The sequence below is a fragment of the Candidatus Kurthia intestinigallinarum genome, from assembly GCF_003991225.1.
Taxonomy (GTDB): domain Bacteria; phylum Bacillota; class Bacilli; order Bacillales_A; family Planococcaceae; genus Kurthia; species Kurthia populi.
The window spans coordinates 526,708-546,337 of record NZ_JTFC01000031.1; the positions used below are offsets into that span (position 1 = coordinate 526,708).

Here is a 19,630-nt window from a genome sequence, read left to right on the forward strand (position 1 = left end):
GCTTGAATTCAAGAAATAGTAAGGAGACGCGTATGAACAAACATAATCGCTTTGCACTCTTCCTACTCATGTTTATTATGTTTATTACTATGAGTAGTATCGGATTAATTATTCCGATCATGCCTGCTTATTTAAAAACATTTGGCGCGGCCGGTCAAGTACTCGGCTTTCTAATCGCTATCATTGCCTTTGCGCAATTTATTTTTTCTCCACTAGCCGGCAATCTTTCTGATCGTATTGGTCGTAAAAAACTAATTGTCTTTGGCTTAGTGATGACGGGGATCGCACAAATTGGCTTTGCACTATCAGGCCATTTAGTTGAATTATTTTTATGGCGCTTCTTAACAGGTGTTGGGTCAGCCTTTATTATGCCATCCGTTATGGCCTATGCAGCCGACATTACAACGCTTGAAGAACGGGGAAAAGCGATGGGACTGATTGGCGCTGCTATCTCATTTGGCTTTATGATTGGACCTGGTATCGGTGGTGCCTTATCGAATGTTAATATCCATTTTCCGTTTTATTTCGCGGGTGGCGCAGCCATTGTAACAGCCATTTTGTCTGTGATTTTCTTACCGAAAACCGCACTGACTGTTGCAGCAGCATCAGAAGCCTCTAATAATATCGTAAAAGAAATTATGCGCTCCGTTAAAAAGCCTTATTTTATTATGCTTGTCATTGTCTTTATTTTCTCATTTGGGATTTCAAACTTCCAAGCAACCCTATCAATTTATTTAACATACAAATTTGATTACTCACCGAATGATATTGCCATTTTAATGACTATTGGTGGTTTTGCTGGGGTTATTATTCAAGGTGTACTACTTAGCCGACTGTTCAAACGATTTGGTGAACTACGCATTGTGCTCTGGAGCCTTGTAGTTGCAGCCATTTCCTTTATTTTAATGATTTTTGTCAGCGGCTACTTTATTATTATGCTTGTCGCAACCATCTTCCAAATCGCGACGACACTTATTCGCCCAGCAATCAATACACTCGTATCAAAATCTGCTGGCAATGAGCAAGGCTATGCAGCCGGCATGAATACCGCCTATATGTCTCTTGGAAACGTCATTGGGCCAGCACTTGCTGGTACACTCGTTGACTGGAAGCTAGACTCACCATTTGTATTAGGCGCTATTATTTTATTTATAGGCTACCTTGTTTTATATAGCTGGTCACGAAAACAACCAGCACTTTAACAAATTAAAAAAGAGACTGGGACAAAACATGTCATTTTCCTTTTTTAGCGTTCGCAACGAAAAACCGGAATCGCGCCACCGCGCGATTCCGGTTTTTCTTATGCTCTTATGAGAGGTGATTTCTACACGTATGTCAAAACCTCTTTCTATCGATTCTTTTATGCTTTCCCGTTAAATTGACGTAAAAATCCGGCAACATACGCGACATTCGTATCAAGTAATGCTTCATCTGGACTCATCTGAGCATCATGTAAGCCATATGGCGTGTTGGCACCTGCCCAGAACATTGCGCCTGGTAATTCTTTTAAGAAGAAGCCAAAATCTTCCCCCGTCATGGCCGCATCACATTCATAGGCCTCTACACCGTCACACTGTGCTGCGTAATCAAGTAATGCACGTGCACAATCCTCATCATTGGACACCTGGTAATAGCCAGAGCCCCAGTCAATTGTCACCTCACAATCATAAGCAATCTCGGTTGCCTTACATAGCTTTACTATACGTTCTTTAATTAACGTCATCGATTCCGCTGACATTGTACGAATAGTGCCTTCAAGGCGCGCATTTTCAGCAATAATATTTTGCACAACACCACTCGTCATTTTACCAATCGTTACAACACCACTATCAAGTGGATCGACATTACGGCTAACAATCGTCTGCAATTGTAAAATTAAATTGGCTGCAACAACCGTCATATCCTTCGTTAAATGTGGACGTGCCGCATGACCGCCCTGACCTTTTAAGTCGATAAACAGCTCGGATGTATTCGCAAACAGCATCCCTGGACGCGTCGCAACAGTTCCCACTGGATACTCTGGTGCAACATGGCATGCAAATAAATAATCGGGTAATAAATCGGGGCGCTCTGCCTTCATAAATTCAAGCATTGGTTTCGCACCACCCGGACTCTCCTCTGCAGGCTGGAAGTAAATAATAATCGTATTATCCGGTTGCTGCTTCGCAAAATCTTGTACAAGACCGAGCGCAATCGTCATATGACAATCATGTCCACAAGCATGCATAAACCCTGGATGTGTCGATGCAAATTCAAGTCCTGTCTCTTCTGTAATAGCGAGTGCGTCAATATCCGTGCGCCAGCCAATTTTTAGCTGTGGGTTTTTCCCATCAATCGTCAAAATAATCCCTGTACGCCATGTATCCACATGAAAATAGGGTTGCATATATTCATTAATTACTTCTAATAAATATGCCTGTGTTTTAAATTCCTGAAAGCCAATCTCAGGAATTTGATGTAATGCGCGTCGAATTTCTCGTAGTTCCTTCATGTTCTCATCCCCATTATTAAAAAAAGCCATCTCAAAAAACCATTGAGACAGCTTTTATTTATTAGATTTTACGTAAATCTTGCATAATTTCTGTTTTTGATTTTGTTTTTTCATCGATTTCTTTAATGACTTTTGCTGGAACACCTGCAACAACTGTATAAGCTGGTACATCTTGTGTCACAATCGCGCCAGCCGCAACAACTGCACCTTCGCCTACTTGTACACCTTCTAAAAGAACGGCATTTGCGCCAACCATTACATTGTTGCCAAGCACAACCGGATCTGCACTTGGTGGTTCAATAACGCCTGCTAACACAGCGCCTGCTCCAACGTGACAATCTTCCCCAACTGTTGCACGACCACCTAATACAGCATTCATATCGATCATTGTACGTGCGCCGATTTCTGCACCAATATTAATTACTGCACCCATCATAATAACTGCATTGTCACCGATAGCTACTTCGTCACGAATAATTGCACCTGGTTCGATGCGCGCATTGATTCCTTTTAAATCAAGTGTTGGTACTGCTGAGTTACGACGATCATTTTCAATAACATAATCTTCGATAATGTTGTTGTTCGCCTCTAACACTGCTTCGATTTCTTTCCAGTTACCGAATACAACAGCTGTATTCCCTTCACCGAAAACTTGGCTATCTGTACCAAAATCAAGTGCCGCTACACCTTCACCTTTTACATAAACTTTTACGGGTGTTGCTTTTTCTGCATTTGCTAAGTATGCAATAATTTCTTGTGCATTTAATTTTTCCATCGTGACAAATTCCTCCTATGTAATGAAATATATTTCATTGTACATGATTTCAGGAGAAATTTCATTCTAAATTGTTCGAAAAATCATATTATTTGCTATTTATTATTCGAATAATCATATAAACACTGTGCTTGTTGCTTCACAATGTTGGTAAATGCTTGCACTTGGCGTAATTGAAGTGATGATTCATAGCCAATTAACCATGTATCACGTGTAAGCTCAAAATCCTTTGAATCCGCATTTAAGTTAATACGATTAATATTTTCCGTACCACTTAGTGTGATCGACGGTAAAATCGCATAGCCAATGCCGTTAAGGGCCATTTGCTTACATGTCTCAATTTGGTCGACTAAAATTTGATGTTTTGGATTTGACGTAAAATGCCGTTGCCACCATTGTTGAATCTCCTGAAAGTAATTCGAGTCACTTTTAAATTGAATAAATGGGCGCTCTGTTTCAAATACTTCCTCAAGCGTTTCAATCTCCGTATCAACTAAATAGAGCGTATCGCGGAATAAATGCTCTTTCGGACCCTTCCAATCCGTATTACCACGAATAATACCAATATGTGCTTCTCCTTCATAAATCGCGCGCAAAATTTCAGAGCTCCACCCTGTAATAAGCGATACTTTCGCATCTGGATACTGCGTCACAAATTCCTTTAACACTTTCGGTAGCCACGTATGGCCCACAATCGAGGCACAGGCGATTTTTAGCGTACCATGTACTTTTGAATTCAGTGCCTGAAGGGTTTCAAATACTTCCTCGCGACGCATAATCATTTCATTTGCATATTGAATCACAAGCTCTCCTGCAGGCGTTGCAGTTAGCCCCTTTTGTGAACGTAAAAATAATTTAGCGCCCCAATCCTTTTCAATTGTTTGTAGACGCTGTGACAGTGCTGGTTGCGATAAGAAAAGTCGCTCTGCAGCGCGGCGCATATTGCCTTCTTCAGCGAGGATTTTCATAATTTCTGCTTCAGATGTAGTCATGCTTAAATTCCTCCTTGCTTCATGACTTCATTTTAACAGAGTACAAAAAAAGAGGCATCAATTGATGCCTCTGATCGTTACGATTGATATACATATTTTTTTAATTGTTTTAAAATGACACGTCTCGTCATAATGCCAACAAATCGCCCTGCATCATCTACAACGCATAAAAATGCATGGTTGATAACAAGCTCCAATGCTTTACTGAATGTCTCATGTACATTTAACGTCGCAATATTTTCATCCATGACTTCATCAACTACTTTGTCAGCTAATTTATCGTATTCGATGCGCTCTAAACCTAAGATGGAATCCATAATCATGCGCGCACTGATTAGGCCACAAAAACGGTATGTTGGATCGAGTACGGGAATTGCTGAGTAACCACTCTTTGTTAAAACAAGTAGTGCATGCTCGACATTATTACCGAGCTGCACATGCGCTACTTTCTCAGCAGGAATGATAAACTCTTCTACGGGCATTTCTAAAAATTCTTTCTTACTTAAAGAAATCATATCCCTCTACCCCTTCTATCTATTCTAGGAAGTTTTACAACCTATCTTCTAATTTATCATATCATACAATAAGACATTTATACTAACTAAAACGTTTTCAAGCAGCCTTTTTATACAGTTATTAGATTTTTTATGCATATCTATACACTATAGGAATTTCCAAATAATCATGTAAAAAAGAAGCTAAGGCATATGCTTCTATGCCCTAACTTCCTTTTTATTTACATGCTATTCCTCATCATTTAATACACGGTATGCCTGTTTTAAAAATGTTTCTTGACTATTAATTAATTTGTCATTTGCGGAAGCTCTCTTATAATGATAAACACCATTCGCATCTTGAATACGTGCTTTCATATTGTCCGAAAGCTCTAAATCAATCGTATCTAAAATACGTTGCTTAATTCCCTTGTCATAAATCGGGAATAAAATCTCCACACGCTTAATCATATTACGCGTCATCATATCAGCAGAAGATAAATACAGCTTATTTTCACCATTATGATGGAATAAATAAATGCGCGAGTGCTCTAAGAAGCGTCCGACAATACTCGTTACCGTAATGTTGTCGCTTATTCCTGGAATTCCTGGGCGTAGGCAGCAAATGCCTCGAATAATTAAATCAACTTTCACCCCAGCCACCGAGGCCTCATACAATTTCATAATTAAATCCTTATCTGTTAACGAGTTCATTTTCGCACGAATTTGGCCGTTGCCATATTGTTGCTGGAAGGCAATCTCTTCATCAATTAATGCTAAAAATTCATCACGAATATCGAATGGTGATACGACTAGATGTTCAAAATTCGGTTTTTCTGTATAGCCACTTAAATAATTAAAGAAATTCGTCGCATCCGCACCGATTTTTTTATTTGTCGTAATGATGCCCATATCCGTATAAATTTTTGCCGTCGCATCATTATAGTTTCCGGTACCAAGATGGACGAAACGTTCGATATGTCCTTGGCGCTTACGAACAACTAATGTAATTTTAGAATGCGTTTTTAAATTATGCATACCATAAATTACGAGACAACCTGCCTGCTCAAGCTCCTTGGCCCAGTGAACATTATTTTCCTCGTCAAAACGAGCCTTCAATTCTACTAACACCGTCACTTGCTTGCCATTCTCTGCGGCCTGCTTTAATGCACGAATAACCGGCGAATTTCCACTAACACGATACAAGGTTTGCTTAATGGCTAGTACATCGGGATCCTCTGCCGCTTCCGTAACAAAATCAACAATCGGCTGGAATGATTCATATGGATGGTGGAAAAATAAATCTTCTTTTAATGCCTTTTCAAATAAATCTTCATCTGATTCAAGTGATAGCGGCACCTGTGGAATAAAACTTTCGTATTCAAGCTGCTCACGACCCTCTGCGATTTTTTTACAGAAACTAAATAAAAACGTTAGATCAAGCGGTCCATCTAAACGGAAAACCTGCGCATCCCAGTCCTCTAGCTCTTCTAGAAGATATTTCAGCATATCGTCATCCATCTCGCCTGAGCGCACTTCAATACGTGTTGTTGCGCCCCATTTACGTTTTTTTAATTCCTTTTCAATTTCCACAAGTAAATCACGTGCGCCCTCTTCATGAATTGTTAAATCGGCATTACGTGTTAGGCGGAATCCTTGCACAGACTTCACCTTATAACCTCGAAACATTTCATCGATATTTTGAACGATTACGTCTTCTAACAGCACGCCATGAATTTCATGCTGTGCACTCGGTAATTGAATGAAACGATCAAGAACAGATGGCACTTGCACAATCGCCATTTTTTTACGCAATTCCTCGTCCTCTTCCTCTTCGCGCTCTAATAGTACAATTAAATTCTGTGTTTTATTTAATAGCGTCGGAAATGGACGATACGCATCAACCGCAATCGGTGTTAGTACCGGAAAAATGGTTTCATCAAAATAGTTTTGGATAAATTCATGTTGTTCTACCGTTAACGAATCCATCTTTCGAATAAATACTTGCTCACGTGGTAGCTGCTGAAAAACTAGCTCTTTATACACATCAATTTGACGTGTAATTAATTGTCGTGTGCGCGCTTCAATACGCGCGAGCTGTTCTTTCGGTGTTAAGCCTGCTTTATTTTCAGGCTTATGAAATCCGGCCTTTACCTGGTCCTGTAACCCTGCAACACGTACCATGAAAAATTCATCTAAATTCGAGCTAAAAATAGCTAGAAAACGTAGACGCTCAAGTAATGGATTTCGTTCATCCTCCGCTTCCTCTAAAACACGTTCATTAAATGCTAACCAACTTAGTTCACGATTATTATAATATTTTGGTTGCGCAATCTCTTGTAATGTAGCTAACTTTTGGTCCATATTATCCTTCCTCTTCTATAAAGTGTAGTTCAATCGTTTTTTTGATCAATCGCTCTAAATGCTTGGCCTGGCGATTTGCACGGTATTGCTCAGCTAACGAATTGCTGTTTGTGTAAATATGCATCTCAACGACTTCCCCTTTGTCGAACAGACGCACCTTACGTACAACATTACGTTTTGTCGCATCGAGCGCATACGTAAATTTTAAAATCGAGCCTAGCTCAAATAATACCTTCAATTCATCTTCCGAGAACCATTGCTCAAAAGGCGCCGCATAGCGCTTGAAATTATCTTTATTTTTATACGAGGCCATCAGCGCTAGACGCACGCGCTCCTTATGATTTAAGCCATCGATAGCGCGATTCGATAAAATGTAAAAGGTATGCTGACTTGCCGCGTCTTTATCAATGTATTCGCCTAAGAAATATACTTTTGCAGCATTTGATAATAAACGTAAATTTTGGCGTTCAAAATCAACAGCGCCAATATCACCTAGTTGCTTGTACAACATTTCCGCTAAGTATTCATGATGCTTGATTTGCCCTTGATCTTTACCAAACTCTGCACATAAAAATTTGGCCGTCGTCGAGAAAACATCATAGCGATCAAAGGCATGTGGATTTTGCTTTAGGATGCGGTGAATGACAAGACCTTCACGCAGTCCTTTGCGACTGAACTGAAATTTTTGTGCCCCCACTATATCCATTAACGCATGGAACACCTCAATAACCGGGCCGATAATATCCGCACGGTCACTAGATAAGCCATCTAATTTTTGAAGTTGCTCTAGTGGCATTGATGTAAGTGTTTCAGCAATTTCTAAAAAGTCTTTTCGTGTAATACGATACTGATGAACACCCGACAGCGGATAGTTATTACGATGTTGATCAAAAGTGGCCATATTACGCGCACTACCGCCGATTCCAATGACTGGTAAATTTAAATCCTTCAGCCACGGAATCGTACTGAACTGCGCGATGGCAAAATCATACACACTTTGGCGTTCATCCGCCGTCAGTACCTCCCCTGCAACGAACTGTTGCTTCAGTGATACCGAACCAAATGGTAAGCTAATTGACTGCATCAATTCTTTCTCATCAAAATACGTTAGCTCCGTACTACCGCCGCCCATATCAATCGTCACACCAGATGGAGTAGAAGTTGTATACACAACCGCAAAGTAGCCATAAAAAGCTTCTTGGCGTTCCGATAAAAGCTCAATATCCACGCCAACAACTTCTTTCATGCGTGCTAATATCGCCGCCCCATTTTGTGCTTGGCGAATAGATGCTGTCGCAATTGCGCGAACATGCTCCACATTATAATCCTCTAATATTTCATTAAATGAATGTAAAATTCCTTCTAACCGTTCAATGCCCTCTTCTACTAAAATACCTGTATCATCAATAAAACTTCGTAATCGCGCAACCGCTTTTACGTTTTCAATTTCCTTTAATCCTCTAAGCTGTTCATAGTGATAGATAACTAGACGAACAGTGTTCGAACCGATGTCGATAATGGCTGTTTTATACTCTGTCATGTTGGCACGTCCTTTACTGTAATAGCTGCTATTCTCTCTATACTATATACTGTATACTTTTTCTATAAACATTGATATGATGGATATTGACTATTAAATTGAATGCTCTGAATTTTCTCAGTTATTTCCCGATGAGAAAGGTGGGCTTTTCATGACGAATTTATTTAGCAATAATGACTTAGCTTTAGCTGTTTTCACCGTCAATAAACATGCCAAAACAGCAATTGATAACCGAGGACTTTACGCTTTAAAACGTAACGCCATTTGTGAATTACTTCGCACAAAACGCGCAAAGAAAATAGGGTTACATTTTGTAGAAAACCCAAAATTCAGCAAACAACAATCTACCGTATTAATTCAATGTGCAGATTATTATTTTCATACACCGCCGAAAAAAGAGGATTTTCGGCAGTTGCCCCATCTTGGACAATTAGATCGACAATACCGAAATCCTAAGCGTCAAATGAGCCTGAACGAGGCAAAGCGTATTCTTCACTTATTTACAAAAACCTCACCAGAAATGATACCAAAACAACCGCAAAAAACGAGAATGACTAATTCTTCTAGTTATTTTTACGGGTATTAACATCCTATACGCATACAAAAACCCGCACTTCGGTGCGGGTTTTTGTATGTGCCGAACCTGATAACGAAACATTACACAGCCGTTCTTATTTCGTTCTACCGTAACTCATTTTTATAGAATGTATTGATCGATTTTTAAAATAAGTTCAGCAATTTCAGGTTTACTAATTTGCTCTTCTGCACCAACTTCAAGACCCTTATGTCGCAAGTCATCTGTGATTAAACTTGAGAAAATAATAACCGGTAACTTTTGTAATTGTGCACTTGATTTAATTTTTTTCGTTAAATGATGGCCATCCATTTGTGGCATCTCAATATCCGTTACAATTAATTGGACATAATCCGCAATATCACCACGCGTCGCACTAAACTCTAAAAATTCATAAGCATCTTTACCATTTTCAAAGAACTCAATATTCGTATACCCCGCTTCTACAAGCGTATCATTTAGAAGTTTACGTAATAGCGGTGAATCTTCCGCGACAATAATTTTCTTATCGCTACGCTCACGCTCGCCTAATTTTTTCACAGACTCAATTTGAATACCTGATTCAGGATTAATATCTACCATAATGCGCTCAAAATCTAGTAATAATAACATACCATCTTCACGCTTAATAACACCAATTACCTGTGAGCCACCACCTTGATACATATCAGACGGTTTTTCAATTTGATCCCATGAAATACGATGGATTTTTGTGACATTATCGACATGGAAAACAACTTTTTGTTTATTAAATTCCGCGACAATATACTTTTGTTGCTCACTATAATTTTGTGTTGGAACGCCGAGTACTTTTTGCATATCAACAACCGGTAACACTTCTCCGCGTAGCTGCACAATACCTTCTACATGTGGGTGTGCGTGCGGAATAAATGTTACTTCAATCGGTTGAATAATTTCTTTTACTTTAATAACATTAATCCCGAATTTGTTAGAAGCCACTTCAAATTCGACAATTTCAAGCTCATTTGTACCACTCTCTAACAAAATACCTTTGTTACTTTCCATTGAAAAATCGCCCCCTCAGGCATAATTTATTACACCCATTGTATCATATGGCACATAGACAACATAGCCAAATATCACGATTAACCTCTAAATAAACACATCGTATTTACCATATATTTTTATCTATTACCCGATTTCGGATAATAAATATGCGTCTTCTGTAAATTTCAAATATTTCCTAAGGGACTTTTTAATAATAGCGTAAATCCACAAAAAGAATGGTCCTTCCAAATGACTTTTACAAAACATTTACATTTCATAGTAATCAATTAATGCCTGTGTACCATTTTGGTCATACCCTTTTGCTGAAAGCTCATCATACATCGCTTTCGCCATTGCTAAGCCGGGAAGCTTAAGCTCCATTCGCGAAGCTTCATCCAGCGCAATGCCCATATCCTTAATCATATGCCTAATATAAAAGCCTGGCTCCTTATCACCTTGCAACATACGCGGTGCTAAGTTACTTAGTGACCATGAGCCCGCTGCACCTGTCGCAATCGATTGTAAAACCCGTTCCATATCAAGACCGGCCTTTTTACCATAAGCAAGCGCCTCACAAACGCCAATCATATTTGTCGCAATAGCAATTTGATTACACATTTTTGTATGCTGTCCTGCACCCGCCTCGCCTTGTAGCACAATATTTTGACCAATAACTTCAAATAATGGTGTTACTTTCTCAAAAGCTTGTTTTGAGCCCCCTACCATAATGGATAAGGTGCCATTTTGCGCGCCAATATCGCCACCTGACACGGGTGCATCTAGTGCCTCCATGCCAAATGCTTGTGCAGCATCGGCAATTTTCTTCGCCAGTGCGGGCTGAGAGGTTGTCATATCAACAACGATTTTCCCTTGCTGTGCCGCTTTAAAAATACCATGATCACCAAAATAAACTTCCTCTACATCTTTCGGATAACCTACTACTGTAAAAATAACATCCCCCTGCTCTGCTGCTGCTTGTGCGGTATCATACCATGTAGCACCTAGCTCCACTAGCGGCAGTGCACGCTCCTTTGTACGCGTATACAAATGAACCGTATGCCCCGCCTTTAAAAAATTCTTAATCATGCCTTGACCCATAACCCCTGTACCAATAAACGCAATATTTGTCATCATCATTTCCCCCTTTTGCATTTATTGTATCAAAAAAGAGCAGCTGCCTAATAGCGCTGCTCTTTCATAAAAAAATTTAGAATGGACCGTAATTAATAAAGTGTGCCACAACTAAAATGATAATGCTGACAATCACTTGGATAACGAAGAATGGGAAATACCAGCGTACCCATTTATTCCACGGAATACCGGCAACTGCAAGTGCGGCGATTAAAGCACCGTTTGTAGGGAATAATAAAGCAGCAATCCCGTCCCCTAATTGGAACGCAAGTACAGCTGTTTGACGCGTCACATCGACTAAATCTGCAAGTGGTGCCATGATTGGCATCGTTAATGCTGCTTGACCACTTTGTGATGGTACAAGGAAGTTGATAATCATTTGAATGAACATCATCGCCACAGCAGTTAACGCAGATGGCACACCTTGTAATAAATCACTCATATAATGAAGCATCGTATCAAGTAAGCCACCATTTTGGAACACAACTAATACCGCTTGTGCTAAACCGATAATTAACGCACCACCGATTAATTCACTCGCACCTTTCACAAAATTATCTGCGATGCCTGATGGACTTAAACCACCAACAATACCCATGATAATACCTGCTAATAAGAATAACCCTGCTAGCTCTGGAATGTACCAATCATACAGTTTCACACCTAAAATTAACACAACAAAGTTTAATAAAAAGACGATTAGTACAAGCTTATGACGACCTGTCATTTTAATATCTTTATCTTTATCTTTTGGACTAAATTTTTCGAACTTGCCATAAATACCAAGTTCCGGATTTTTTTGAACTTTTGACGCATGACGGTAAATGAAAATCGACGCCATAATGACAAAAATCGCAAATACGACTAAACGTAAGCCCATGCCTGAGAAGGTTGGTAATTCTGCAATACCCTGTGCTACAGCTGTTGAGAATGGGTTAAGGAAACCAGCTGTAAAGCCCATCCAAGCCCCCATGACAACAATCGCAAAACCAGTCACTGCATCAAAGCCTAATGCAATTGTTAATGGCACGATTAATGCCACATACACCGCTACTTCATCACTCATACCCATTGTTGAACCACAAACTGCAAAGAATAATACGAACACTGGAATCATCAGTTTTTCTTTACGTTTCATTTTTTCAGCAAATGTCACGATAAACGTATCCAGTGCACCAGTTGCATTCATAATACCGAATACACCACCGATGATTAATACGAAGAAAATCGTACCGGCACCGTTCACCATACCCTGGTGAATACTTGTAAAAATATCTAAGAATCCTACCGGGGTATTTTCTATAAATTTAAATGACTCTGCAATAATGACGCTATGGCCATCTTGATCTTTTGTATCATAATGACCTGCTGGTACGATGTACGTTAAAATAGCTGAAATCACAAGTAATGCAAAAATTAATACATATGCATTGACGCCACCAGCAAGGCCTTTCTTTTCTTTTTTATTCATATGTTATTGTTCTCCTCTTAATACACCTTTTCAAAAGACGTAAACTATCTTAAAAACAGAAATAATTATACACAACACTATATTTTTATACAAGCCTTTCAACTCATTTGTCATAAATTAAATTTACATTACAGGAGGACTGCGCATGCTTACATTTACTGACTATGAATCACACTATTTCGAGGAAGTTTTTTCATTATATAAGGAAAATACCCAATATTTCTTATTATCTGGTGGCCAGGAAGCGACGCTTGAGGATGTGCATGCAGACCTCAACACCCGTCCAGAAGGAGTGGCACCTTGGCAGCATCATTACATATTAATACATTTTCAGGAAGAACTTGTTGGTGTGCTCGTATATGTTGACGATTACCCAACAGTAAACACCATCTATATTGGCTTATTGCTACTATCCCCGCGCATTCAGGGACAAGGAATAGGCTCCTTTATTATGCAGCAATTAAAAGAAGAGCTAGCCCCTGGATACAAATTCCGCCTAAGCGTACTCGCGGAAAATACACAGGCTCTGCAATTTTGGAAGCACCATGACTTTAAGAAGGTTGATGAAAAGCCATTCACACTGCATGCAAAAACACAGCAAAGTTTTATTTTAGAATTCCAAAAATAAATGAAGATTTCCTTCTTGACTCTCTAGTTACTCTAGGGTTTATAGTTACGCTTAGAACTTTTAAAAAAGGAGGAATCTTCATATGAAGAAAAAGCTGGCATTAAGCCTTGTATTAATGAATTTATTTTTAGCCTTCGTTGGCATCGGATTGGTTATTCCCGTCATGCCAACCATTATGAACGAGCTTGGCATCACCGGCTCTACTGTCGGATTGATGGTTGCAGCATTTGCGATTGCCCAGCTCATCTTCTCGCCAATCGCTGGTAAATGGACGGACACGATTGGTCGTAAAAAAATGATTGTTGTTGGCTTAATCATTTTTGCTATCTCTGAATTTTTCTTTGCTATCGGGACAAACGTTGAAATGCTTTTCATATCACGTATTTTAGGCGGGATTAGCGGTGCCTTTATTATGCCTGCTGTCACAGCCTTTATTGCTGACATTACAACAGTGACAGAACGCCCACGTGCACTTGGATTAATGTCTGCCGCGATTTCAACAGGCTTTATCATCGGCCCTGGCGTTGGTGGTTTCCTTGCAGCATTTGGTACACGCGTGCCATTTTTCGTTGCGACAATGATGGCCTTAATCGCTGCCGTATTATCATTTATTACATTAAGAGAGCCAGAGCGCCGACAAAATGCGGCGCCAATCGCACAAAAGCATGATGATAAAAGTATTAAACGTGTATTCTCAAAAGTGTATTTCATTCCATTTGCGGTATTATTTATTTCAACATTTGGACTAGCCGCATTTGATTCATTCTTTAGCTTATTTACAAATCATAAATTTAATTTCACACCAACGGATATTGCGATTTCGATTACAGTTGGTGCCATCTTTGGCGCAATTGCTCAAGGTATTTTATTTGCACCACTGACACGAAAACTTGGCGAAATCCGCCTTGTACGCTGGTGCCTCGGTATTTCAGCCGTTGTCGTTTTGTTAATGACCCTTGCACCAACGCATTTCACTGTCATGCTTGTGACATTTTTTGCGTTTATCGGCTTTGATTTGATTCGCCCGGCCATTACTACGTATTTATCAAAAATTGCGGGGCATGAGCAAGGTTTTGTTGGAGGGATGAACTCGATGTTCACGAGTCTCGGTAATATTATTGGCCCATTACTTGGTGGGATGCTATTTGATTTAAATGTTAATTTACCATTCCAATTTGCCGCAGTTGTACTTATCCTTGCTTTATTGATAACATTTAAATGGGTAATGCCAAAATTTGTACAACAAACTGTAGGTGAGGTAATTGAAGAAAGATAATCTTTATACAATTGGTGATGTCGCAAAATTAATGAATATTTCGATTTACACATTGCGTTATTACGATCAAATCGACTTATTTAAGCCTGCTTTCACAGACCCCAAAACGAATTATCGCTACTATGAAGATACACAGCTTTTTCAGCTTGATTGGATTAAGTCACTACGTTCAATAGGAACGCCGCTTGAAAAAATCCATGAAACATATCAAATTTCAACCGCAGAACAGCTTCATTTCTTAGATGAGCAAGAGCAAGTCGTCAATGAGCAGCTAAGTGAGCTTACTGCCGTACAAAAAAATATCGCACAGGTACGTCAATATTTAACACAGCAGCTTGATGACCATCAGTTGAATGAGGTCTATGTGCTAGAGGCACCTGTTACACGTATTTTAGTAAAGCCACTGACGAAAAAAGGCATTAATCCTCGCGCTATTGAAAATAGCTCCTATAGCGATATGAAACATTTTCTAGAAGAGCAGCATCTTGGCATTCATGGTGGATATGGTGGCATCTTTCCTTACCGTGCAGATTACGCGTCCGTTGAGGAGATGGATTACCATACATTATTCACGCCGCTTTTTAGCGACAAATGGGTAACAGAGATTGCAGAAGGAATGGACATCGGCAAAATTCCAGGTGGGCGCTACGTTGCAATTCGTTTTGAATTCAGTCCATCCGCCTATGTAATAAACTATCAAAAACTATGTGCTTATATAGAAGAAAGGCATTTAAAGCCTAAAAGTATTTACGAATTTTTCACGATGACACAGTATGCACCCGAAGCAAAATCCGTTTTCATTATCGAGCTACGTATTCGTTTAGATAAAGCATAACTGCATTAAAAAAGGTCGAAACCCCTTTAGAACGGGATTTCGGCCTTTTTAGCATAAAAAATAGGCAGCGTATGCTACGGTGCCTATCGTTTATCATCATTAATCTAATTTATCGTAATCGTTTACATCATTTGTTGTATGGAATTGATAAAGATTTAGAAGTTGATCAAGTTTTTCGCTTAAGCGGATGGTTTCATCATTCAAAAATCCTTTTTCCAGGCCTGACTGAATCATTTTTTCACGAGTGATTTCTAATTTTCTTAAAAGCGTATCAGACATCATTTGTCCATCCTCCCTCTATATACTTCGTTAAAATAGTTTACGTAACGTTCATTATTATACTATTATTTCCACATTTTCGGAGATGAAATTTACGACAAAATTCGACAAATCAGCTTCTACCTTCAACAGAATACACATAAGAAACATTGCCACCCTGCTTGGCAATCCCTCTAAAATGTTTAAAATCTTCTCTTTTAATGACAATTTCTCTAATTTCATAGAATTCATTTTTATCTACATCAATCGAAGCGATTTTGCCATTTTTCAAGTCATCTAGCATAGAATTATAATCCTTCATTGTAAATTACTTCCTTTTTTGTTTTTTTTAATAGTTTTTATTTTACTTTTTCTAGAAATTCATGCACAATATTTACAATATTATTGCAAAGGGGGCTGTTGAATATGACAGAAAGAGTAGAACTGGGAAATATCATTGAGTTTGGTGATGGCTTACAAGGTATTGTAGAAAAAGTAAATGAGAACTCTGTAATTGTTAATTTAACATATATGAGCAATTTTAGTAGCCTTGATTTAGAAGAGCGTACTGTAATCAATCATAAGCGCTATAAAGTCATTGCAGAGCACGCAGCTAAATAATTTCTTGCTATCGGTATCATTTAATCCTACAATAGCTGTAATGAAGTACCGTCCTTATGAGACGGTACTATTTTTTTAGGAGGACTTTATATGTTACGGCGCTATCATCTTGTTTTTATATTGTCATTGATTGCTGTTTTTGCACTAATGACAGTTAGCTTTCAAAATCCCGCACTCTTTTGGTTTACATATACGTTTTCAATGCTGTTATGTGTCGCATTTAGTAAAACGTTTTCGGAAGTTTTTGATGAGCTATCAACTGCTAACTATTTAGTATTAGGCATTCCAAGTGGTATTATCGGTTACTTTATTATTTTAGGGTTTTATCAACTTCTACCCCATACTGCGGCGACAAACGTACAGACATTTCTTGTGACGTTTTCCCCACATTCTCTTTTTGAATATATTTTGCTTATTCTGATTATTGCTGTAGCTGAAGAGCTCTACTGGCGTGGCTTTGTTCAACAATACTTAAAACAGTTTATGCGTGATGTATTCGCTATTATTGTGGCTTCATTCGCATTTGCTATTCCACTCGCAATCAATGGCTTTTATATGCCTAGTGTTGCCGCCTTCTTTAGTGGTATTGTAATCGGCTTTCTTTATGAACGCACTAAAAGTATGCCGGTCATTATCATCATTCACATTGTGATGCTAACACTTCTTTTCTTATTATTACCACTATATTAAGATGCTAACCTACATCATTTTTACTATTTTATGGAATTTATTCAACAGAATTTTATTTTCTACTTAAAAAGGAGAAATCGCATTTTATCGCGATTTCTCCTTTTTGCTATCCATAAAACTTAGTACGATAAATCTTTAATCGATAAGCCTAATTTTTTTAGCAATTGAATCGCTTGGTTTTTTTCCTCTTCATCAAGAGAGCTCACTAAATGATTTAGTTGCACTTCATGACGTGGGAAAAGTTCGGCCATAAAATCACTGCCCTTTTCTGAGATTTCTGCGTATGTGACGCGGCGATCATTTGGGCATGCAAGACGGTATAAAAAACCTCGCTTTTCAAGTTTATCAATCACGTACGTAATCGAACCACTTGCTAATAAAATTTTATTGCCGATTTGCTGTAATGGTTGGCGGCCTTTATGGTAAAGCAACTCTAGTACCGCAAATTCTGTTGGGTTTAAACCATTCTCTTGGAAAAACTGGTTTGTCACTTCATTGATTGCTTTATTTGCTCGTGACAGCACAATATATAATTTAAGAGATTGTTTGATTTCTTCTGAAGAAGTCATTCGTATCATCCTTTATTTTTTCACATTAAATTTATTATAGCGATTATTAAATTGCTTTGTCAAAACGAGTTTGTAACAATCCCCTATTGTTGATACACTAAGCATATCTCTCACACTAATTTAAAGGAGTTTCTACAATTGAAAACTGTACTCGCAACATTGAATGCCAAATATATTCATACGAATATTGCCATTCGTTATTTAAAAGCTTACGCTAGACCAGAATTTGACCCAGAGCTAGCTGAATATACGATTAAGGACCCTTCGTTTAATATCGTTTCAGATTTGTATCAAAAGAAGCCTGATATCGTCGGCTTCAGCTGTTATATTTGGAACATTGAAGAGACGATTCATGTAATCCGTATGCTACGCAAAGTAAGTCCACATACGAAAATTATCTTAGGCGGTCCTGAGGTGTCTTATGACGTTCATGATTGGTTACGCCGTTTAGATGGTCTAGTTGACTACATTTTAATGGGTGAAGGCGAAATTTCATTCAAAAAATTACTACAACACTTACATGGCGAAATCTTACTTGAGGAAGTTCCAGGGGTTTGTTATTTAGAAGATGGTAAAGTAAAAATTCATGCTGCCGCGCCAAAAGCAGATTTACGTACAATGCCTAGTATTTATCGTTTTGACGAAGACAAACGCCATATCCCAGGTCGCGTTGCGTATATTGAGACGAGTCGCGGATGTCCATTTAATTGCCAGTTTTGCCTTTCTTCTATTGAAGTAGGGGTTCGTTACTTTAACCGTGAAAATGTGAAGGCAGATATTCGATATTTAATGGAAAATGGTGCACGTACGATTAAATTCGTCGACCGTACATTTAATATTAGCCGTAGTTATGCGATGGAAATGTTCCAATTTTTAATTGATGAGCATAAGCCAGGGGTTGTTTTCCAATTTGAAATTACAGCAGACATTATGCGCCCTGAAGTCATTGAATTCTTAAACGCCAATGCGCCAGCTGGCCTATTCCGTTTTGAAATTGGTGTGCAATCAACAAATGATGAAACAAATGATCTCGTAAAACGTCGTCAAAACTTCGAGAAATTAAAGCGTACCGTGACGATGGTTAAAGATGGTGGCAAAATCGATCAACATCTTGATTTAATTGCTGGTCTCCCTGAAGAAGACTATATGAGCTTCCGTAAAACCTTCAATGATGTCTTTGCCATGCGTCCAGAGGAATTACAGCTGGGCTTCTTGAAATTACTGCGTGGTACAGGTCTACGAATCGATGCCGAAAAATATGGTTACGACTATATCGACCTAGCACCCTACGAAATTTTCTCAAACAATGTTCTCACATTTGATGAAATTTTACGCATTAAACAAACCGAAGATATTTTAGAGAAATATTGGAATGACCATCGTATGAATCGTACAATCGAATATTTAGTAAAAGAAGTATTTGATTCACCATTCGATTTCTTCCAAGAATTCGGCACGTACTGGGATGAGCAGGGCTGGTCAAAAATAGGTCACCAACTAGAAGACCTATTTACCCGCCTATTAGGATTCCTCGAAAAACGTGGTGGTGTGGATACACGTATCGTCGAAAACTTTATGCAGCTAGATTACTTCGATGCACAGCGCTTCTTCCCACGCAAGATTTGGTGGCAAAATGCACTCGCAAAAGAGGATGCTCGTCCACTTTACGACCAATTGCTACAAGCAGAAGATAAAGTACAGCGCTTTAACCTGTCTGAAAAAGATTTATTTAAACACACATTAATCGTGCCTTGTCACATTGATGTGGAGGCTGCACATAATGGCGACTTTATTGCGAAGGAAAGTTACTTATTAACGTACTTCGAGCCATCAGGTAAAACGCACTTCCGCATGATTGAAAAACAATTAGGTTAAATAAAAAACAGGAACCCAGTTGGATTCCTGTTTTTTAT

The 19,630-nt window shown here is 38.8% G+C and carries 20 protein-coding genes; 8 read left to right on the forward strand and 12 right to left on the reverse strand.

Annotation, left to right across the window (positions count from 1 at the left end; genetic code table 11):
• The first annotated feature begins 32 nt into the window (after positions 1-32).
• Entirely contained in the window at positions 33-1,202 is a 1,170-nt protein-coding gene (locus tag QI30_RS11210) for an MFS transporter (protein WP_020189298.1), read from the forward strand.
• A gap of 158 nt (positions 1,203-1,360) precedes the next feature.
• Here the strand turns inward: QI30_RS11210 and QI30_RS11215 are convergent, their stop codons facing one another.
• The 6 genes from QI30_RS11215 to QI30_RS11240 all read right to left on the reverse strand — a co-directional run bounded on the left by QI30_RS11215 (position 1,361) and on the right by QI30_RS11240 (position 8,656).
• Positions 1,361-2,491, reverse strand: a complete 1,131-nt coding sequence (locus tag QI30_RS11215) for an N-acetyldiaminopimelate deacetylase (protein ID WP_020189297.1) — start codon at positions 2,489-2,491, stop codon at positions 1,361-1,363.
• A 61-nt stretch (positions 2,492-2,552) separates the two neighbouring features.
• Positions 2,553-3,266, reverse strand: a complete 714-nt coding sequence (dapD, locus tag QI30_RS11220; RefSeq protein WP_126990836.1) for a 2,3,4,5-tetrahydropyridine-2,6-dicarboxylate N-acetyltransferase — start codon at positions 3,264-3,266, stop codon at positions 2,553-2,555.
• A gap of 95 nt (positions 3,267-3,361) precedes the next feature.
• Positions 3,362-4,258, reverse strand: coding sequence for a LysR family transcriptional regulator (locus QI30_RS11225; RefSeq protein WP_020189295.1), 897 nt, complete (start codon positions 4,256-4,258; stop codon positions 3,362-3,364).
• 77 nt (positions 4,259-4,335) lie between these two features.
• Positions 4,336-4,773 carry a cyclic-di-AMP-binding protein CbpB gene (gene cbpB / locus QI30_RS11230; protein ID WP_020189294.1) on the reverse strand — a complete coding sequence of 146 codons (438 nt, stop codon included), beginning with the start codon at positions 4,771-4,773 and terminating at the stop codon, positions 4,336-4,338.
• Positions 4,774-5,001: 228 nt separating this feature from the next.
• Entirely contained in the window at positions 5,002-7,116 is a 2,115-nt protein-coding gene (locus QI30_RS11235; protein ID WP_020189293.1) for an RNA degradosome polyphosphate kinase, read from the reverse strand.
• A gap of 1 nt (position 7,117) precedes the next feature.
• Complete coding sequence (locus tag QI30_RS11240) at positions 7,118-8,656, reverse strand: Ppx/GppA family phosphatase (protein WP_126990837.1); 1,539 nt, start codon at positions 8,654-8,656, stop codon at positions 7,118-7,120.
• Positions 8,657-8,807: 151 nt separating this feature from the next.
• Between QI30_RS11240 and QI30_RS11245 the strand changes: the two genes are divergently transcribed.
• Positions 8,808-9,242, forward strand: coding sequence for a YkyB family protein (locus QI30_RS11245; RefSeq protein ID WP_020189291.1), 435 nt, complete (start codon positions 8,808-8,810; stop codon positions 9,240-9,242).
• Positions 9,243-9,353: 111 nt separating this feature from the next.
• On the opposite strand, the gene QI30_RS11250 is transcribed toward QI30_RS11245, so the two are convergent.
• From QI30_RS11250 to QI30_RS11260, 3 genes are all read right to left on the reverse strand, one after another.
• The gene (locus tag QI30_RS11250) at positions 9,354-10,256 is read right to left on the reverse strand and encodes a chemotaxis protein (protein ID WP_020189290.1); all 903 of its coding nucleotides are present in this window, start codon (positions 10,254-10,256) and stop codon (positions 9,354-9,356) included.
• Between the two features lie 249 nt (positions 10,257-10,505).
• Positions 10,506-11,375 (reverse strand): NAD(P)-dependent oxidoreductase, encoded by an 870-nt coding sequence (locus QI30_RS11255; RefSeq protein ID WP_370323610.1) that lies wholly within the window; start codon positions 11,373-11,375, stop codon positions 10,506-10,508.
• A 70-nt stretch (positions 11,376-11,445) separates the two neighbouring features.
• On the reverse strand, positions 11,446-12,840 hold the full coding sequence (locus tag QI30_RS11260) for a YfcC family protein (protein ID WP_126990839.1): 1,395 nt from the start codon (positions 12,838-12,840) through the stop codon (positions 11,446-11,448).
• Between the two features lie 145 nt (positions 12,841-12,985).
• On the opposite strand from QI30_RS11260, the gene QI30_RS11265 reads away from it, so the two are divergent.
• The 3 genes from QI30_RS11265 (at position 12,986) to QI30_RS11275 (ending at position 15,579) form a co-directional block, all read left to right on the forward strand.
• Positions 12,986-13,468 (forward strand): GNAT family N-acetyltransferase, encoded by a 483-nt coding sequence (locus tag QI30_RS11265; RefSeq protein ID WP_126990840.1) that lies wholly within the window; start codon positions 12,986-12,988, stop codon positions 13,466-13,468.
• A gap of 82 nt (positions 13,469-13,550) precedes the next feature.
• Positions 13,551-14,744, forward strand: a complete 1,194-nt coding sequence (locus QI30_RS11270; RefSeq protein ID WP_126990841.1) for an MFS transporter — start codon at positions 13,551-13,553, stop codon at positions 14,742-14,744.
• Positions 14,731-15,579: a MerR family transcriptional regulator gene (locus QI30_RS11275; RefSeq protein WP_126990842.1), complete on the forward strand. Its 849-nt coding sequence runs from the start codon at positions 14,731-14,733 to the stop codon at positions 15,577-15,579. Before QI30_RS11270 ends, QI30_RS11275 begins: the two co-directional genes overlap by 14 nt.
• 99 nt (positions 15,580-15,678) lie before the next feature.
• Here QI30_RS11275 and QI30_RS11280 read toward each other — a convergent pair whose 3' ends face one another.
• Together QI30_RS11280 and QI30_RS11285 are read right to left on the reverse strand one after the other, a co-directional pair.
• Positions 15,679-15,861, reverse strand: coding sequence for an aspartyl-phosphate phosphatase Spo0E family protein (locus QI30_RS11280; protein ID WP_020189284.1), 183 nt, complete (start codon positions 15,859-15,861; stop codon positions 15,679-15,681).
• Positions 15,862-15,970: 109 nt separating this feature from the next.
• Positions 15,971-16,159 carry a hypothetical protein gene (locus QI30_RS11285; RefSeq protein WP_020189283.1) on the reverse strand — a complete coding sequence of 63 codons (189 nt, stop codon included), beginning with the start codon at positions 16,157-16,159 and terminating at the stop codon, positions 15,971-15,973.
• Positions 16,160-16,263: 104 nt separating this feature from the next.
• Here QI30_RS11285 and QI30_RS11290 point away from each other — a divergent pair, with 104 nt between their 5' ends.
• The gene (locus tag QI30_RS11290) at positions 16,264-16,458 is read left to right on the forward strand and encodes a YkvS family protein (protein WP_020189282.1); all 195 of its coding nucleotides are present in this window, start codon (positions 16,264-16,266) and stop codon (positions 16,456-16,458) included.
• A 90-nt stretch (positions 16,459-16,548) separates the two neighbouring features.
• Positions 16,549-17,148 (forward strand): CPBP family intramembrane glutamic endopeptidase, encoded by a 600-nt coding sequence (locus tag QI30_RS11295; protein WP_020189281.1) that lies wholly within the window; start codon positions 16,549-16,551, stop codon positions 17,146-17,148.
• A 119-nt stretch (positions 17,149-17,267) separates the two neighbouring features.
• On the opposite strand, the gene QI30_RS11300 is transcribed toward QI30_RS11295, so the two are convergent.
• Positions 17,268-17,717, reverse strand: a complete 450-nt coding sequence (locus tag QI30_RS11300) for a MarR family winged helix-turn-helix transcriptional regulator (RefSeq protein WP_126990843.1) — start codon at positions 17,715-17,717, stop codon at positions 17,268-17,270.
• Between the two features lie 138 nt (positions 17,718-17,855).
• Here QI30_RS11300 and QI30_RS11305 point away from each other — a divergent pair, with 138 nt between their 5' ends.
• Entirely contained in the window at positions 17,856-19,592 is a 1,737-nt protein-coding gene (locus QI30_RS11305; protein WP_126990844.1) for a B12-binding domain-containing radical SAM protein, read from the forward strand.
• Positions 19,593-19,630: the final 38 nt, after the last annotated feature.

Bases quoted from the DNA above. Each gene is read 5' to 3' on its own strand.
- QI30_RS11210 (WP_020189298.1), top strand. From the start codon at position 33: ATGAACAAACATAATCGCTTTGCACTCTTCCTACTCATGTTTATTATG.
- QI30_RS11215 (WP_020189297.1), bottom strand. From the start codon at position 2,491: ATGAAGGAACTACGAGAAATTCGACGCGCATTACATCAAATTCCTGAG.
- dapD (WP_126990836.1), bottom strand. From the start codon at position 3,266: ATGGAAAAATTAAATGCACAAGAAATTATTGCATACTTAGCAAATGCA.
- QI30_RS11225 (WP_020189295.1), bottom strand. From the start codon at position 4,258: ATGACTACATCTGAAGCAGAAATTATGAAAATCCTCGCTGAAGAAGGC.
- cbpB (WP_020189294.1), bottom strand. From the start codon at position 4,773: ATGATTTCTTTAAGTAAGAAAGAATTTTTAGAAATGCCCGTAGAAGAG.
- QI30_RS11235 (WP_020189293.1), bottom strand. From the start codon at position 7,116: ATGGACCAAAAGTTAGCTACATTACAAGAGATTGCGCAACCAAAATAT.
- QI30_RS11240 (WP_126990837.1), bottom strand. From the start codon at position 8,656: ATGACAGAGTATAAAACAGCCATTATCGACATCGGTTCGAACACTGTT.
- QI30_RS11245 (WP_020189291.1), top strand. From the start codon at position 8,808: ATGACGAATTTATTTAGCAATAATGACTTAGCTTTAGCTGTTTTCACC.
- QI30_RS11250 (WP_020189290.1), bottom strand. From the start codon at position 10,256: ATGGAAAGTAACAAAGGTATTTTGTTAGAGAGTGGTACAAATGAGCTT.
- QI30_RS11255 (WP_370323610.1), bottom strand. From the start codon at position 11,375: ATGATGATGACAAATATTGCGTTTATTGGTACAGGGGTTATGGGTCAA.
- QI30_RS11260 (WP_126990839.1), bottom strand. From the start codon at position 12,840: ATGAATAAAAAAGAAAAGAAAGGCCTTGCTGGTGGCGTCAATGCATAT.
- QI30_RS11265 (WP_126990840.1), top strand. From the start codon at position 12,986: ATGCTTACATTTACTGACTATGAATCACACTATTTCGAGGAAGTTTTT.
- QI30_RS11270 (WP_126990841.1), top strand. From the start codon at position 13,551: ATGAAGAAAAAGCTGGCATTAAGCCTTGTATTAATGAATTTATTTTTA.
- QI30_RS11280 (WP_020189284.1), bottom strand. From the start codon at position 15,861: ATGATGTCTGATACGCTTTTAAGAAAATTAGAAATCACTCGTGAAAAA.
- QI30_RS11285 (WP_020189283.1), bottom strand. From the start codon at position 16,159: ATGAAGGATTATAATTCTATGCTAGATGACTTGAAAAATGGCAAAATC.
- QI30_RS11290 (WP_020189282.1), top strand. From the start codon at position 16,264: ATGACAGAAAGAGTAGAACTGGGAAATATCATTGAGTTTGGTGATGGC.
- QI30_RS11295 (WP_020189281.1), top strand. From the start codon at position 16,549: ATGTTACGGCGCTATCATCTTGTTTTTATATTGTCATTGATTGCTGTT.
- QI30_RS11300 (WP_126990843.1), bottom strand. From the start codon at position 17,717: ATGACTTCTTCAGAAGAAATCAAACAATCTCTTAAATTATATATTGTG.